The sequence below is a fragment of the Mycolicibacterium madagascariense genome, from assembly GCF_010729665.1.
Classification (GTDB): Bacteria; Actinomycetota; Actinomycetes; order Mycobacteriales; family Mycobacteriaceae; genus Mycobacterium; species Mycobacterium madagascariense.
The window spans coordinates 2,690,011-2,705,844 of the sequence record NZ_AP022610.1; the positions used below are offsets into that span (position 1 = coordinate 2,690,011).

15 protein-coding genes and 1 pseudogene are annotated in these 15,834 nt (G+C 71.6%); 10 read left to right on the forward strand and 6 right to left on the reverse strand.

Going from position 1 to position 15,834, the window contains the following annotated elements:
• Positions 1 to 4 precede the first annotated feature (4 nt).
• The 3 genes and pseudogenes from G6N60_RS12695 to G6N60_RS12705 all read right to left on the reverse strand — a co-directional run bounded on the left by G6N60_RS12695 (position 5) and on the right by G6N60_RS12705 (position 3,394).
• Positions 5 to 1,482, reverse strand: a pseudogene (locus tag G6N60_RS12695) (flavin-containing monooxygenase).
• 5 nt (positions 1,483 to 1,487) lie between these two features.
• Complete coding sequence (locus tag G6N60_RS12700) at positions 1,488 to 2,444, reverse strand: alpha/beta hydrolase (RefSeq protein ID WP_179969682.1); 957 nt, start codon at positions 2,442 to 2,444, stop codon at positions 1,488 to 1,490.
• Positions 2,441 to 3,394, reverse strand: coding sequence for an alpha/beta hydrolase (locus G6N60_RS12705; protein ID WP_163737411.1), 954 nt, complete (start codon positions 3,392 to 3,394; stop codon positions 2,441 to 2,443). Before G6N60_RS12705 ends, G6N60_RS12700 begins: the two co-directional genes overlap by 4 nt.
• Before the next feature lie 120 nt (positions 3,395 to 3,514).
• Here G6N60_RS12705 and G6N60_RS12710 point away from each other — a divergent pair, with 120 nt between their 5' ends.
• The 6 genes from G6N60_RS12710 to G6N60_RS12735 all read left to right on the forward strand — a co-directional run bounded on the left by G6N60_RS12710 (position 3,515) and on the right by G6N60_RS12735 (position 9,929).
• A complete protein-coding gene (locus G6N60_RS12710; protein ID WP_163743873.1) occupies positions 3,515 to 5,458 on the forward strand; it encodes a primosomal protein N' in 1,944 nt (647 codons plus the stop codon).
• Between the two features lie 119 nt (positions 5,459 to 5,577).
• The gene (fmt, locus tag G6N60_RS12715) at positions 5,578 to 6,504 is read left to right on the forward strand and encodes a methionyl-tRNA formyltransferase (protein ID WP_163737414.1); all 927 of its coding nucleotides are present in this window, start codon (positions 5,578 to 5,580) and stop codon (positions 6,502 to 6,504) included.
• Complete coding sequence (locus G6N60_RS12720) at positions 6,501 to 7,892, forward strand: RsmB/NOP family class I SAM-dependent RNA methyltransferase (protein WP_163737418.1); 1,392 nt, start codon at positions 6,501 to 6,503, stop codon at positions 7,890 to 7,892. The genes fmt and G6N60_RS12720 overlap by 4 nt, the downstream gene beginning before the upstream one ends.
• A gap of 23 nt (positions 7,893 to 7,915) precedes the next feature.
• Positions 7,916 to 8,590 carry a ribulose-phosphate 3-epimerase gene (gene rpe, locus G6N60_RS12725; protein ID WP_163737422.1) on the forward strand — a complete coding sequence of 225 codons (675 nt, stop codon included), beginning with the start codon at positions 7,916 to 7,918 and terminating at the stop codon, positions 8,588 to 8,590.
• A complete protein-coding gene (gene ribD, locus G6N60_RS12730) occupies positions 8,587 to 9,588 on the forward strand; it encodes a bifunctional diaminohydroxyphosphoribosylaminopyrimidine deaminase/5-amino-6-(5-phosphoribosylamino)uracil reductase RibD (RefSeq protein ID WP_163737425.1) in 1,002 nt (333 codons plus the stop codon). Before rpe ends, ribD begins: the two co-directional genes overlap by 4 nt.
• A 185-nt stretch (positions 9,589 to 9,773) precedes the next feature.
• Positions 9,774 to 9,929, forward strand: a complete 156-nt coding sequence (locus G6N60_RS12735; RefSeq protein ID WP_163737428.1) for a hypothetical protein — start codon at positions 9,774 to 9,776, stop codon at positions 9,927 to 9,929.
• 4 nt (positions 9,930 to 9,933) lie between these two features.
• Here G6N60_RS12735 and G6N60_RS12740 read toward each other — a convergent pair whose 3' ends face one another.
• Both G6N60_RS12740 and G6N60_RS12745 read right to left on the reverse strand, forming a co-directional pair.
• Positions 9,934 to 11,490: an MFS transporter gene (locus tag G6N60_RS12740; protein WP_163737431.1), complete on the reverse strand. Its 1,557-nt coding sequence runs from the start codon at positions 11,488 to 11,490 to the stop codon at positions 9,934 to 9,936.
• Entirely contained in the window at positions 11,490 to 12,188 is a 699-nt protein-coding gene (locus G6N60_RS12745) for an LppX_LprAFG lipoprotein (protein WP_163737434.1), read from the reverse strand. Before G6N60_RS12745 ends, G6N60_RS12740 begins: the two co-directional genes overlap by 1 nt.
• A gap of 165 nt (positions 12,189 to 12,353) precedes the next feature.
• Between G6N60_RS12745 and G6N60_RS12750 the strand changes: the two genes are divergently transcribed.
• From G6N60_RS12750 to G6N60_RS12765, 4 genes are all read left to right on the forward strand, one after another.
• On the forward strand, positions 12,354 to 12,950 hold the full coding sequence (locus G6N60_RS12750) for a riboflavin synthase (RefSeq protein WP_163737438.1): 597 nt from the start codon (positions 12,354 to 12,356) through the stop codon (positions 12,948 to 12,950).
• 139 nt (positions 12,951 to 13,089) lie between these two features.
• A complete protein-coding gene (locus G6N60_RS12755; protein ID WP_163737441.1) occupies positions 13,090 to 14,421 on the forward strand; it encodes a bifunctional 3,4-dihydroxy-2-butanone-4-phosphate synthase/GTP cyclohydrolase II in 1,332 nt (443 codons plus the stop codon).
• Positions 14,418 to 14,900, forward strand: a complete 483-nt coding sequence (gene ribH / locus G6N60_RS12760; protein WP_163737444.1) for a 6,7-dimethyl-8-ribityllumazine synthase — start codon at positions 14,418 to 14,420, stop codon at positions 14,898 to 14,900. The genes G6N60_RS12755 and ribH overlap by 4 nt, the downstream gene beginning before the upstream one ends.
• Complete coding sequence (locus G6N60_RS12765) at positions 14,897 to 15,370, forward strand: PH domain-containing protein (RefSeq protein ID WP_163737447.1); 474 nt, start codon at positions 14,897 to 14,899, stop codon at positions 15,368 to 15,370. The genes ribH and G6N60_RS12765 overlap by 4 nt, the downstream gene beginning before the upstream one ends.
• On the opposite strand, the gene G6N60_RS12770 is transcribed toward G6N60_RS12765, so the two are convergent.
• Entirely contained in the window at positions 15,345 to 15,809 is a 465-nt protein-coding gene (locus G6N60_RS12770; RefSeq protein WP_163737449.1) for a GNAT family N-acetyltransferase, read from the reverse strand. The genes G6N60_RS12765 and G6N60_RS12770 overlap by 26 nt on opposite strands.
• Between the last annotated feature and the right edge of the window lie 25 nt (positions 15,810 to 15,834).

Sequence of the window (15,834 nt, forward strand, 5' to 3'; positions counted from 1 at the left end):
GCCGCTACCCGGTGAACTGGTAGTCCGACAGCGGGAAGCGACGACTGCGCACCATGGCCTCGGCGGTGGTGGTTGGGCGCAACGGCACGTCGCCGTTCTGGTCGAAGTAGTAGCTGTTGGCGAGCGCGCAGCTGTCCTGCCAGAAGATCTGCCGGTGCCGCTTGCGCATCATCTCGGCGAAGTAGCGGTCGTTGGCCGCGTGCGATACCTCGACCCGGGTGGCCGCGGCCCTGCGGGCCTCGGTCAGACACCTGGTGATGTGATGGGTCTGCGTCTCGATCAGCGCGAAGTAGGACGATCCCACGTAGCCGTAGGGCCCCATCACGGTGAAGAAGTTGGGAAAGCCCGGAATGCTGACGCCCTCGTACGCCTGCAGTCGGTGGCGTGACCAGAACTCCGCGAGCGTCTGGCCACCGGCGCCCGTGACGGGAAACGTCGGCAGGCTGTCGACGTCCATCACCTTGAAACCGGTCGCCAGGATGAGGACGTCGACCTCGCGGTGCGTCCCGTCGACCGTGGCGACGCCGGAACCGGTGACCGAGGCGATCGGTTCGGTGACGAGCTCGACGTCGTCCCGGTTGTAGGTCGACAGGTAGGTGTTGTGGAACCCGGGGCGCTTGCACCCCACGGCGTAGCGCGGGGTGAGCTTGTCGCGCACCACCGGATCGGCCACCTGGCGCTTCAGGTACGCCCGTCCCATTCTCTCGGCGCGTCGGGCCAGGGGGAACACCGTGTAGTACTGCGCCGAGATCGTGAAGGTCAACTCCACGTAGGCCTGACTGAGCGCTCGCTGAATCACCGTGCCGCCAGGGACCTTCATCGCCCAGCGGGCGACGGCGGGCAGCGGCACGTCCAGTTTGGGAGGCACCAGATCGGCGTGCGCTGAAACACCGTCACATGCTCTGCGAGAGGAGCGATCTCGGGGATCACCTGTACCGCCGACGCGCCCGTCCCGATGACCGCGACGCGCTTGCCGGTCAGATCCTGCGAGTGATCCCATCGCGCGGTGTGCATCGTGATGCCACCGAAGCCTTCGACGCCGTCGATGTCGGGAAGGTTGGGCACCGTCAACACGCCGCTCGCGTTGATCAGGAACCGCGCGTTCACCGACTCGCCGGTGTCCAGATCGATTCGCCAGCAGTGCGTTTCGTCGTCGAAGGTCGCCGAGGTGACCGTCGTGCCGAACGTGATCTTCTCCCGCAAGCCGTACTTGTCGACGCATCGCTCGGCGTACCCCTTGAGCTCGTGGCCGGGGGCGTAGGTGCGCGACCAGTCCGCGCTCTGCTCGAAGGAGAACTGGTACGAGAACGACGGGATGTCGACGGCGATGCCGGGATAGGTGTTCCAGTACCAGGTGCCACCGGGCTCCGCGCCCGCTTCGATGATCCGGTAGTCGCCGAAGCCGGCCCGTTCGAGCTGGATCGCCGCGCCGATGCCGGAGAACCCGGCGCCGACGATCACGACGTGCACGTCCGGTGTCATCTCGTCTATCCCGCCGGATGCAGCGCGGCCTTGAGCGCGGCCAGTCCGCGGTTGGTGGCCTCGGTGGCGGCGGGGGACACCATGGCCAGGCTGACGTAGCCGTGCACCATCGTCGGCTCGTTGCTTCGTTGAACGGGAACGCCTGCGGCGCCGAGCATTTCGGCGTACTTGCCGCCGTCGTCGCGCAGCGGGTCGTGCTCGGCGGTGCCGATGAACGCCGGTGCCAGACCGGCCAGCGACGAGGCGTTGGCGGGTGCGAGGTCCGTCGGCAGCGACGCGTGGTCGGACATGTCGAGGCCGGGCACGTACCAGGTCAGGAATGCCCCGATGACGTCGCGGTTCAGCAGCGGCGCGTCCGCGTTCTCGGTGAACGACGGCGCCGCCAGGTCACCGACCGCGACCGGGTACCACAGCAGCTGGAACGCCAGTGCCGGGCCGCCCGCATCGCGCGCCCGCAGCGCCATCACGGCCGCGAGATTGCCGCCCGCCGAGTCGCCTGCGACGGCGAGCCGGCTCGGGTCGCCGCCGAGTTCCGCGGCGTGCGCGCCGACCCACTGCAGTGCCGCCCAGGCGTCCTCGACGCCGGCGGGGTAGGGATGCTCCGGCGCCAGGCGGTAGTCGACCGACACCACGATCGCCTCGGCGCCGATCGCGTGCGCCCGCGCGACGTGATCGTGGGTGTCGAGGTCGCCGACCGACCAGCCGCCACCGTGGTAGAAGACCACCACGGGCAGGTCGGCGTGCGCGGCGATCGGCGGCCAATAGATCCGCACCGGAACGCCTTCGGCGCCTTCACCGCCGACCGTGCGCTCCTCGTTGCGCATGTCCGGCAGCAGTTCGGCCGGGGGTTTGACCGCGCGGAGCTTCTCGCGGGCCACCTCCACGCCGTCGGAGAGGGTGAACTCCAGGGGCACCGCGTCGAGGAGCGCCTTGAGTTGGGGGTCGATGCCGGGTCGGGTCACGAGTCCGAGGCTAGCGCGCGGCGCAGGGCCGAGAGCCCGCGTTGGACGGCCTCGGTGGCCGCGGGCACCACGTCGGCATAGCCGAGATAGCCGTGCACCAGTGTCTCGGCGTTGTGCACCTCCACGGGAACGCCTGCGCCTGCGAGCAATTCGCCGTACCGGACGCCGTCGTCGCGCAACGGGTCGTACCCCGCGACCGCGACGTACGCCGGCGCCAGCCCGGAGAAGTCGGCCGCCCGGCCGGGCACCAACCGCACCGGCGGGTCCCTCAGGTCCTGGCCGTGGGCGTACCACCGGGAGAACTCGGCGACGGCGTCGAGCGCGAGGATCGGGGCGTCCGCGTTCTCGGCGAACGACGGCAGCGAGGTGTCCCAGGTGGTGGCCGGGTACCACAGCAGCTGGAACGCGACGGCGGGGCCGCCCTCGTCGCGCGCGAGCTGCGCGACCACCGCGGCCAGGTTGCCGCCGGCCGAATCACCGGCCACCGCAAGCCGATTCGGGTCCGCGCCCAACTCGGCGGCGTGCTCGGCCACCCACTGCGTGGCCGCCCACACGTCGTCGACGGCAGCCGGGTAGGGATGCTCGGGGGCCAATCGGTAGTCGACGGACACCACCAGCGCCCCGGATCCGACGGCGTGGCGGCGGGCGTCGTTGTCGTAGCTGTCGAGATCGCCGACCACCCAGCCGCCGCCGTGGAAGAACATCACCACGGGCACCGTCGCGGACCCCGCGTCGGGCGGCCAGTACAGGCGGATCGGGACGGCGCCCCCCGGGCCGGGGACCGTCCTGTCCTCGACGCGAAGCTCCTGGTGGACGGGTCGCCGGGGCAGGTCGCGAAAGCGTTGCCTGGCCGCCTCGGGACCGCCGTCGGTCGTCAACTGGAACGGCACCGCGTGCAGTACCTTCTCCAGGATGGCGTCGAGAGCGGGCTTGTCCGCAGCGGTGGGCACCGCCCCACCGTACGCAACCCGTGCTCGCGCGTGGAGGATGTCGCGACGCTCTGCTACACCACCTGCGTGAGCGACATCAGGCAGGCGGCCGAGCACGAGCCGATCGCCCGGGTGCTGCCCATGCTGTCCGTGCCGCACCTCGACCGCGAGTTCGACTACCTGGTGACCGCCGAGCAGTCCGACGACGCGCAGCCGGGGGTCAGGGCCCGGGTGCGCTTCCACGGCCGACTGGTCGACGCGTTCATCCTGGAGCGGCGCTCGGAGACCGACCACGAGGGCCGACTGGGCTGGCTGGACCGGGTCGTCTCCAGCGAACGCGTGTTGACCCAGGACGTCCGTCGGCTGGTCGACGCGGTGTCCGCGAGGTACGCCGGCACTCGGGCCGACGTCCTGCGGCTGGCGATTCCGCCGCGCCACGCGAACGTGGAGAAGCAGCCGATGCCGGAGCTCACCGCGGCGATCACGCAGCCGGTGGATCCGGCCCCCTGGGACGCCTACGGGCGGGGCGCCCACTTCCTCGACGCGCTCGCCGAGGGCCGCGCCGCCCGCGCGGTGTGGCAGGCGCTGCCGGGGGAGCAGTGGACCGACCGGCTGGCGGAGGCCGCCGCGATCGTCGTCCGGTCCGGCCGGTCGGCGTTGGCGATCGTGCCCGACCAGCGCGACGTCGACGCGCTGCACGCGGCCGCGGTCCGACACGTCGACGAGGACGCCGTCGTCGCGCTGTCGGCCGGGCTGGGCCCCGCCCAGCGCTACCGGCGGTGGCTCTCGGTGCTGCGGGGGCAGGCGAGGTTCGTCATCGGCACCCGCAGTGCGGTGTTCGCCCCGGTCGCCGATCTCGGGCTGGTCATGGTGTGGGACGACGGCGACGACACCCTCGCCGAACCCCGGGCCCCCTACCCCCACGCCCGCGAGGTCGCGATGCTGCGCGCGCATCAACTGCGGTGCGCGGGTCTCATCGCCGGGTATGCGCGGACGGCCGAGGCCCAGGCGCTGGTGACGAGCCGGTGGGCCCACGACCTGGTGGCCACCCGGCCGGTCGTGCGGTCGCGGACGCCCCGGGTCGTCGCCCTGGAGGACAGCGCGATCGCCCAGGAACGCGACGCCGCCTCCCACACGGCGCGACTGCCCTCGATCGCCCTCGATGCCGCCCGCGCGGCGCTGCGTGCCGAGCGACCGGTGCTGGTCCAGGTGCCGCGCCGGGGGTACGTCCCGGCGCTGGCCTGCGGGCGGTGCCGGACCATCGCGAGGTGTCGGACGTGCACCGGTCCCATGTCGCTGCCCGATCGGGGGGCCGGGGCGGTGTGCCGGTGGTGCGGCCGGACCGAGGCGACCCTGCACTGCGTGCGGTGCGGGTCGGACGCCGTGCGCGCCGTCGTCGTCGGCGCGCGGCGCACCGCCGAGGAGCTGGGCCGGGCGTTTCCCGGCACCACGGTGATCACCTCGGGCGGGGACGCCGTGCTGGCCGACGTGCCCGCCGCGCCCGCGCTGGTCGTCGCCACCCCCGGCGCCGAACCGGCGGTCGCGGGCGGATACGGCGCCGCACTGCTGCTCGACGGCTGGGCGCTGCTGGGCAGGCAGGACCTGCGCGCGTCCGAGGACGCCCTTCGCCGCTGGATGGCGGCCGCGGCGCTGGTCCGCCACCGCGGCGATGGCGGGGTCGTCGTCGTGGTCGCCGAGTCGGCGACGCCGACGGTGCAGGCGCTGATCCGGTGGGACCCGGTCGCGCACGCCGAGACCGAACTCGCCGAGCGGGCCGAGGTGGGTCTGCCCCCGGCGGTCCACATGGCCGCCGTCGACGGGCCCCGCGCCGCGGTGACGGCCCTCCTCGAGACCGCCCACCTGCCCGCTGGCGCCGACGTGCTCGGGCCCGTCGAGCTCCCGCCGGGGGCCAGGCGGCCTCCCGGTCTGGAACGCGAGAGCGAGGTCAGCCGGATGCTCGTCCGCGTGCCCCGCGACACCGGGCTTGAGCTGGCGTCGTCGCTGCGGCGGGCCACCGGCGTGTTCAGCGCCCGCCACGATCAGCCGCCCGTTCGCGTGCAGATCGACCCCTTGCACATAGGGTGATGCGGACGCTGGACCGGGGAGGTGACGTGAAGCAGGCTGTGGGACGGTCGATCCCGTGGGCGTTCCTCGCGTCCGACGGCGAGTGTCACCGAACCGACGACCGACCGACTGGCTGACACGTGCGCATCATCTTCGCGGGCACACCCGAACCCGCACTTCCCTCGCTGCACCGACTGGTCGCGTCGCCGCAGCACGACGTGGTCGCGGTGCTCACCCGGCCCGACGCGGCCGCGGGCCGGCGGGGCAAACCCGCTCCGTCGCCGGTGGCGCGCGCCGCCGCCGACGCCGGGATCCCCGTGCTGCGGCCGACGCGCCCGAACGACGCGGACTTCGTCGCCGAGCTGCGCGAGCTCGCCCCGGACTGCTGTGCCGTCGTGGCCTACGGTGCGCTGCTGCGCGACGGCCTGCTCTCGGTGCCGCCGGCGGGCTGGATCAACCTGCACTTCTCGCTGCTGCCCGCCTGGCGGGGGGCCGCGCCCGTGCAGGCCGCCATCGCGGCGGGCGACGAGGTGACGGGGGCGACGACGTTCCGCATCGAGCCCAGCTTGGACTCCGGCCCCGTGTACGGCGTGGTCACCGAGGCCGTGCGCCCGACCGACACGGCGGGGGACCTGCTGGAGCGGCTGTCGGTCTCGGGCGCGGTGCTGCTGGAGAGGACGCTCGACGGCATCGCCGACGGGTCGCTGACCGCGGTGCCCCAGCCCGTCGAGGGCGTGACGATCGCGCCGAAGATCACCGTCGAGGAGGCCAGGGTCCGGTGGGATCTGCCGGCCCAGGTGGTGGACAGGAGGATTCGTGCGGTCACCCCGAACCCGGGCGCGTGGACGATGATCGGGGATCTGCGGGTCAAGGTCGGACCCGTCACCACGGTGGAGGCAGATCCGTTGCCGCCCGGCGTGATTCACGTCGACCGTGAGGGCGTGCGGGTGGGTACGGCGTCCACGCCTGTGCTCCTCGGCGAGATCCAACCGCCCGGCAAGAAGCCGATGAGGGCCGCCGACTGGGCCCGCGGGGCCCGGCTCGACGCGGACGTGACGGCCCGATGACCCGCCCGCCCGGCAAGCGGCGCCCGCCGCGCAGGCCGCTGGATCCCGCCCGCCGCGCGGCCTTCGACGTGCTGCGCGCCGTCTCCGAGCGCGACGCCTACGCCAATCTCGTGCTGCCCGCCCTGCTCAAGGAACGCGGGATCACCGGACGCGACGCCGCCTTCGCGACCGAACTCGCCTACGGCGCCTGCCGGGCACTCGGGCTGCTCGACGCCGTGATCGTGCACGCCGCCAATCGCCCCGTGGACCGCATCGATCCCGTGCTGCTGGACCTGCTGCGGCTGGGCACGTACCAACTGTTGCGCACCCGGGTAGACGCGCACGCGGCCGTCGACACCGCCGTCGAACAGGCGGCCATCGAATTCGACACGGCGCGTGCGGGTTTCGTCAATGGGACGCTGCGCACCATCGCCTCCCGCGACGAGCAGTCGTGGGTGGCGGACCTCGCGCCGCAGGCGAACAGCGACCCGGTCGGCCACATCGCGTTCACGCACGCGCACCCGCGGTGGATCGGACAGGCGTTCGCCGATGCGCTCGGTGCCGATGCCGCCGAACTCGGCGCGCTGCTCGCCAGCGACGACGAACGCCCACTGGTGCATCTGGCCGCGCGGCCCGGCGTGCTGACCGCCGACGCCCTGGCAGAAGCGGTCGACGGCGAGGTCGGCCGCTATTCGCCGTACGCGGTCTACCTGTCCGGCGGTGACCCCGGCCGTCTCGACGCGATGCGCGACGGCGCCGCCCAGGTGCAGGACGAGGGCAGCCAGCTGGTGGCCAGGGCGCTGACGCTGGCGCCCCTGGAGGGCACCGACGCGCGCTGGCTCGACCTGTGCGCGGGCCCCGGGGGCAAGGCGTCGCTGCTCGCCGCCCTCGCGGCGGGCACCGACGCCCACGTGACGGCCGTGGAACCGACCCCGCACCGCGCCGAACTCGTCGAACAGGCCGTCCGCGGGCTGCCCGTCGACGTGCTGCGCGTCGACGGACGGGCGACGGGGCTGCCGCCGGCGTCGTTCGACAGGGTGCTCGTCGACGCGCCGTGCACGGGTCTGGGGGCGCTGCGCCGTCGGCCCGAGGCGCGCTGGCGCCGTCAGCCCGGCGACGTCCCGCCGCTGGCGAAGTTGCAGAAGGAGTTGCTGGCCGCGGCGATCGCGTTGACGCGCGACGGTGGTGTCGTCCTCTACGCCACGTGCTCGCCGCATCTGGCGGAGACGGTCGGCGTCGTGGCCGACGCGCTGCGGCGCCAGCCGGTGGAGGCGCTCGACACCCGACCGCTGTTCGACGCGGGACCCACCCCCATGACGGGTCTGGGCGCCGGCCCGCACGTGCAGCTGTGGCCGCACCGGCACGGGACCGACGCGATGTTCGCCGCGGCCCTCCGGGTGCGCCGGTGAGCGCCGAACTTAAGCTGGCCGCCATGGCTGAACCCATGATTGCGCCGTCGATCCTGGCCGCGGACTTCGCGCGGCTGGCCGAGGAGGCCGCCGCGGTCGCCGGCTCGGACTGGCTGCACGTCGACGTGATGGACAACCACTTCGTGCCGAACCTGACGCTCGGCCTGCCCGTCGTGGAGAGCCTGCTCGCGGCGACCGACATACCGCTCGACTGCCACCTCATGATCGAGGATCCGGCCCGGTGGGCACCGCCGTACGCCGAGGCGGGGGCCTACAACGTGACGTTCCACGCGGAGGCGACCGACGATCCCGTCGCCGTCGCCCGCGACATCCGGGCGGCAGGCGCCAAGGCGGGCCTCAGCGTCAAGCCGGGCACCCCGATCGAGCCGTACCTCGAGATCCTCCCGCACTTCGACACTCTGCTGGTGATGTCGGTGGAGCCGGGCTTCGGCGGGCAGAAGTTCATCCCCGACGTCCTGACGAAGGTGGCCGCGGTTCGCCGGCTGGTCGACGCCGGGGAGTTGTCGATCGTCGTGGAGATCGACGGTGGCATCAACGCCGACACGATCGAGGCGGCCGCCGAGGCCGGCGTGGATTGCTTCGTGGCGGGCTCCGCGGTGTTCGGTGCGGCCGACCCCGCCAGGGCGGTGGCGATGTTGCGTCGCCAGGCTGCGGCGGCCGCCCCCGCCACCCCGTGAACGTCGAGGCCGCCATGCGGTCGGCGGCCGCGCAGGCCGACGCCGTCAAGGGCAGCACCTACCCCAACCCGCCGGTCGGCGCGGTGATCCTGGACCGTGACGGCGCCATCGCCGGAGTGGGCGCGACGCAACCGGCGGGCGGGCCGCATGCCGAGGTCATCGCGCTGCGCCGGGCCGGGGAGCGGGCGCGCGGGGGCGCTGCCGTCGTCACGCTGGAGCCGTGCAACCATCACGGACGGACCCCGCCCTGCGTCGATGCCCTTCTGCAGCAGGGGGTTTCGCGGGTCGTCTATTCCGTCGCCGATCCCAACCCCGTGGCGTCGGGCGGGGCCGAGCGGCTGGCCGAGGCGGGGGTCGAAGTCGAGGCGGGCGTGCTGGCCGACGAGGTCGCCGGGGGCGCGCTGCGGGAATGGCTGCACCGTCAGCGCACCGGCAGGCCCCACGTCACGTGGAAGTTCGCGGCGAGCATCGACGGACGGAGCGCCGCGGCGGACGGCAGCAGCCAGTGGATCACCGGGGAGGCCGCGCGCGCCGACGTACACCGCCTCCGTGCGGCCGCGGACGCCATCGTCGTCGGGACCGGCACCGTCTTCGCCGACGACCCGACGCTTACGGCGCGGCTGCCCGACGGCTCGCTGGCGGAGCGGCAGCCGCTGCGCGTCGTCGTCGGAGAGCGGGAGATCTCATCGGAGGCCAGGGTCCTCAACGACGACTCGCGGACCATGGTCATCCGCACCCGCGACCCCCACGAGGTCGTCCGCGCGCTGGCCGACCGCACCGACGTCCTGCTCGAGGGTGGTCCCACCCTGGCGGGCGCGTTCCTGCGCGCCGGCGTGGTCGACCGCATCCTGGCCTACCTCGCGCCGATTCTGCTGGGCGGCCCGGTGACCGCGGTCGACGACGTGGGCGTGGCGAACATCGTCGCCGCCCAGCGGTGGCGCTACGACGGCGTGGAGCGCGTCGGCGCCGATCTGCGGGTGAGTCTCGTCCCGGGGTGACGTCGGATTCTCTTGGGCGCCAATGTGACTGGTGTCACGATCGGAACGGATTCGTTCGTCGAGTCGTTACGGGTTCGAGACCAGCAACGCCCGACGATGGGCCTGACTTAGGTCAACCTAACCCGTAAAATCGGGTCAGAGCCCAGCCATTCGGCGGGCCCCACCGCGAGAAAGAAGACGAGCGAATGACTGCATTGCAGGACTGGCTCAGCTTCGGCCCCGTCGATCAGAACGCCATCGTGCAGATGGTCTGCCGCCCGTTGCGCGCGGTATTGAACACCTCGGACGCCGAGGAGTGCGCCGAACTCAAGCTGATCAGCCCGGGCGTCGAGCGCTGCTGAGCCTTCAACCCCGAGCCGCGACCGGCTCCGTCGCGCTGTCGACGTCCTCGGCGTGCTGGTGCTTGGCCGTGATCAGCAGTCCGAGGACCGCTCCCACCACGCAGACGACCGTCGTGATGAAGAAGATCTGGCTGTACTGCATCGTGTAGGCCGCGCGCACGTTCGCCGCGAGTTGCGCGCCGATCTCCAACAGGTTGGTGCCCTTGGGTTTTGGCATCTCCGCCAGGTACTGGTTGAACTTGTAGAGACCCCAGGCGCTGAGGGAGGCCAAGCCGATCAGCATGCCGACCATGCGGGCGACCACGACCGAGGCCGACGCGATGCCGTGCTGGGCGGACGGCACGGCCCGCAGCGTCGCCGACGTCAGCGGTCCGATGACGAGCCCGAGGCCGACGCCGGCGAGCACCAGGTCGGTGTCGAACGTCGGCAACTGAACGAACCCGAGGTCGTGGTGGGCGGACAGGACGTTGACGGTCCAGTGCGACACCAGCCAGTAGCCGAACGCGGCGATCAGGAGTCCGACGAACGCCATGATGCGATCGCCGATCCGGGTGGCGAGCCACCCGCCGATCACCGCGCCGACGGGAAGGGCCCCGAGAAACCACAGCAGCAGGAAGAGGGTTTCGTTCTGCGGCTTGCTCAGCACGCCCTGGCCGAAGAGCTCGACGTTGACCAGCGTGACCATCAGCGCGGCGCCCGTGCACAGCGACGCGCCGAGGGCGGCGAGGAACGGCAGGAACTTCACCCCGACCGGGTCGATCAGCTTGGTCTTGGCGAACTTCTCCCAGACGAAGAAGGCGATGGCCGCGACGAGCGCCGCGCCCAGGACGGGCAAGCCCCAACTGGGGAAGACCTGCTTGCCGTCCGGCGACGGGTTGTACATGCCGAACACGACGAGCCCGAGCGTCAGCGCCAGCAGCACCCCGCCGATGACGTCGACCTTCTCGCGCGGTCCGTCGTCGTCGCGCGACGGCAGGCTGAACTGGATCATCACCATCGCGATGATCGCCAGCGGCACGTTGATCCAGAACACGTCGCGCCAGGTGCTCAGCGCCGCCACCACCGCGACGCCGTAGAGCGGGCCCAGCACGCTGCCGAGCTCCTGCGCCGCGCCGATGCCGCCCAGCACGGCGGCCCGGTTGCGCTCGGCCCACAGGTCCGCGGCGAGGGCCAGCGTCACCGGCAGCAGCGCACCGCTGGCCGCGCCCTGGATGGTCCGGCCGATCACCATCGTGAACACGTCGTCGGACAGCGCCGTCACGACCGAACCGACGGCGAACGCGGCCAGGCTCGACTGCAGCACCAGCTTGCGGCCGAAGCGGTCGGAGGCGCGGCCCAGCAGGGGCATCGCGGCGATGTAGCCCAGCAGGTACATCGTGATGATCGGGGTGACCCGCTGAATCTGATTCAGCGAGATCCCGATGTCCTTCATGATGTCGTTGATGATCGAGATGACGACATACGTGTCGAGCGCGCCGAGCAGCACGGCGAGCCCGGCCGCGGTGATCGCGATCCGCCGGTTGGAGGCCTTGGGCTCGGCGGCGCTGTGGGCGGCTGCCATTACGCGGCGGGCTTGGTGACGGTGACGGTCTTGCCCCAGTCGCTCAGCGTCATCTGCACGCTGTTGCCCTGAGACGGATCGAGCTTGGCCTGCACCAGATCGTGGTCGCCGTCCTCCCTGATCCACGCGGTGGCCGGCACGTCGCCGGTGGCGCCGAGGTTGGCCAGGCCGTTGACGGCGTTCGCGGGGACGGTCCCGGTGATCTTCACGGTGCCCACGTCGTTCACCGTCTCGCGGCCCTCGGCCTTGGCGCCGGTGAACGTGGCGAGGATGTTGGCGAGCCCGACGTCGGGGTTGAGGATCTTCGACACGTCGTAGATGTCGGCTGCGGGACCGAAGTTGGTGAAGCTGCCCGGAGTGAGTGCGCCGTAGAGGTTTCCGTCGGCGACGACGAAGTCGACGTCCTTGAAGGTCTGGCCGAAGGCGATGATGCTGGCCTTGCCCTGGGCGGCGACCGCGGGGACGTTGGTCAGGTCACCGGTCAGCGTCTCGATCGGCAACTGCTTGATGGTGCCGGTCACGTTGAGTTGGAGGTGGACGCTCTTCTGGGCCGCGGTGGTCTGCTGACTCTCCTTGAGCAACGTGGTCGCGTCGGGTAGCGGAGCGTCGGACTTCGGGGACGACGAGCTGCAACCTGCGATGACGAGGACTGCGGCGAGGAGGGAGAAGAGGACGGCAATGCGATGGCGCGTCTGCATGGTTGCATCGTAGAGGGTAGGGATGACGCGTTCGCGGGCCCGGGCATGCGCACGCGCTGCGCCGGGGTGGTCTGAGCTGGTCTTTCGGGTCGAGACGACGGCGTTCGCCAGGGCGGCCGGGCTGGTCGCGATGGTTCGCTCGCCGCACCGACTAGCCTGGTCGGCATGTTCACCGGCATCGTCGAGGAGTTGGGCGAGATCGTCGGCAAGGAGGACCTGGCCGACGCCGCCCGGTTCGTGATCCGCGGTCCGATCGTGACCGCGGATGCCGGCCATGGCGACTCCATCGCGGTCAACGGCGTGTGTCTGACGGTCGTCGACGTGCTCGGCGACGGCGCCTTCACCGCCGACGTCATGGCCGAGACGCTCAACCGGTCCAGCCTCGCCGGCGTCGGCGTGGGCAGCCAGGTCAACCTCGAGCGGGCCGCCGCGCTGAACGGCAGGCTCGGGGGTCACATCGTGCAGGGTCACGTCGACGGCACCGGAACCGTGATCGCCAGGACCCCGTCGGAGCACTGGGAGGTGGTGCGCGTCGCGCTGCCCGAGGCCGTGTCCCGCTACGTGGTGGAGAAGGGCTCGATCACCGTCGACGGCATCTCCCTGACGGTGTCGGGGTTGGGCGAGGACTGGTTCGAGGTCTCGCTGATTCCGACGACGCTGCAGCTGACCACGTTGGGGCGGGCCGCGGTGGGCACCCCGGTCAACCTCGAGGTCGACGTCATCGCCAAGTACGTCGAACGTCTCCTCGCGCACCGGGGCTGAGTCGCCGGAATCGACGGCGGGGCGCGGGTGCGTCCGGAGCGGGCAATAACCGGACGCCGCGTTTGGTTCATACTGTTGGACATATCTGTGGACGTCGCAGGGCTCGAAGGTCCCGACCGGGACGGCAAGGGTGGCAGGGATGACGAGGCTGGATTCCGTCGAACGGGCGATCGCCGACATCGCCGCGGGCAAGGCCGTCGTCGTCATCGACGACGAGGACCGCGAGAACGAGGGCGACCTGATCTTCGCGGCGGAGAAGGCCACCCCGGAGCTCGTCGCGTTCATGGTCCGCTACACCTCCGGCTACCTGTGCGTCCCGCTGGCCGGTGACGTGTGCGACCGGCTCGGCCTGCTACCGATGTATGCGGTCAACCAGGACAAGCACGGCACGGCCTACACGGTCACCGTCGATGCCAAGAAGGGCGTGGGCACCGGCATCTCGGCCTCGGACCGCGCGACGACGATGCGCCTGCTCGCCGATCCGGCGGCGGTCGCCGACGACTTCACCCGGCCGGGGCACGTCGTTCCGCTGCGCGCCAAGGAGGGTGGCGTGCTGCGTAGGCCCGGCCACACCGAGGCGGCCGTCGACCTGGCCCGGCTCGCCGGGTTGCAGCCCGCGGGCGCGATCTGCGAGATCGTCAGCCAGAAGGACGAGGGCGAGATGGCCCAGACCGACGAGCTACGGGTCTTCGCCGACGACCACGACCTGGCCCTGATCTCGATCGCCGACCTCATCGAGTGGCGCCGCAAGCACGAGAAGCACATCGAGCGCATCGCCGAGGCGCGCATCCCGACCCGTCACGGCGAGTTCCGGGCCGTGGGCTACACCAGCATCTACGACGACGTCGAACACGTCGCCCTGGTGCGTGGCGACGTCTCCGGGCCCGACAGCGACGGCCACGACGTGCTGGTGCGCGTGCACTCCGAGTGCCTGACCGGCGACGTGTTCGGGTCGCGCCGCTGCGACTGCGGGCCGCAGCTGGACGCGGCGATGGCGATGATCGCCCGCGAGGGCCGCGGCGTCGTGCTGTACATGCGCGGGCACGAGGGCCGCGGCATCGGGTTGCTGCACAAGCTGCAGGCCTATCAGCTGCAGGACGCCGGCGAGGACACCGTCGACGCGAACCTCAAGCTTGGTCTGCCTGCCGACGCCCGCGACTACGGCATCGGGGCGCAGATCCTCGTCGACCTGGGCATCCGGTCCATGCGCCTGCTGACGAACAACCCGGCCAAGCGCGTGGGCCTGGACGGTTACGGTCTGCACATCATCGAGCGGGTGCCGCTGCCGGTGCGGGCCAATGCGGAGAACATCCGCTACCTGATGACCAAGCGCGACCGGATGGGCCACGACCTGACGGGTCTGGACGACTACGACGAGTCGGTGTCGATGAACGGCTACGACGAGGGCGTGTACCTCCTCGGCGACCGGTTGCCGCCGACCGCGACCGAGCGGGGCGGTGCGACGCCGTGAGCGGAGGCGCAGGCGTTCCCGACATGCCGGCGGTCGACGCGTCGGGGCTACGGCTGGCGATCGTCGCCAGCACCTGGCACGACACGATCTGCGAGGCCCTCCTCGACGGCGCCCGAAGGACGGCGGCCGAATCGGGCGTCGCCGACCCCGACGTGGTCCGCGTGCTCGGAGCCATCGAAATCCCGGTCGTGGCACAGCAATTGGCCAAGTCGCACGATGCGGTCGTCGCCCTCGGGGTGGTCATCCGCGGGCAGACGCCGCACTTCGACTACGTCTGCGACGCCGTGACCCAGGGGCTGACGCGGGTGTCGCTCGACGAGGGCACGCCCGTCGCCAACGGCGTCCTGACGACCAACGACGAGCAGCAGGCGCTCGACCGCGCCGGCCTGCCCGGGTCGGCGGAGGACAAGGGCGCCCAGGCCGCGGCCGCCGCGCTCTCGACGGCACTGACGCTGCGCGACCTGCGCGCGCACTCGTGACCGACGACGCCGGCTGGGATCTCGAGGTCAGGCCGCACCTGACCCCGTACTTCGCCTACGGCGCCGCCGCCCTGATCGTCATCGCGCACGTCGCCGTCGGCTTCCTGCTCAAGATCCGGTCGTCGGGGGTGTACTTCCAGACCGCCGATCAGATCGCAATGGGCCTGCTGGGCGTCATCATCGGGGGTCTGGTCCTGCTGTTCGCTCGCCCGCGACTCAGGGTCGGGTCGGCGGGACTGCTGGTGCGAAACCTGTTCGGCGACAAGCTGATTCCGTGGTCGATCGTCGTCGACGTGAGGTTCCCGACCGGGGCGCGGTGGGCGCGCGTCGACCTGCCCGACGACGAGTACGTCCCGCTGATGGCCATTCAATCGGTGGACAAGCTGCGCGCCGTCGACGCGATGGACGCGGTGCGCGCGCTGGTCGTGAAGTACCGGCCCGACGTCACCCGACGTTCAGCGACATCGTGAGCTCCTGGGACGGGGCCGACGCGTCGACGACCCCGAAGCCCAGCTCCTCGTAGACCCCGCGGGCTGCGGCGTTGGCGGCGTCGACGCGCAGCGTGACGAACCGCACGCGCTGGGTGCGCGCCCAATCGATGGCGGCGGTCACCAGCTGATGTCCCAGCCCGCGGCCGCGCATCCCGGGTTCCAGCCACAGCGAGTACAGGTAGACCGAGTCCACGCTCTGACGCTGGGCGCCGATGAGCCCGACGAGGTGGTCGTCCAGGCGCACCGCGAACTGGGCGTGGGCGCGCAGCCGTCGGCGCCACTGCGCGGCGGTGAACACGACCTCCTGGCGGTACTGCTGATCATGGGTGCCCAGGGTGTCGTCCAGCGCGCGAAGTCGGAGCGTGGCGAACACGCGCCAGTCCGATTCGGCGAGTCGGGTAACCGTTGGGGCACTCATGCGGCGTCGCATGACTCCTTCACGC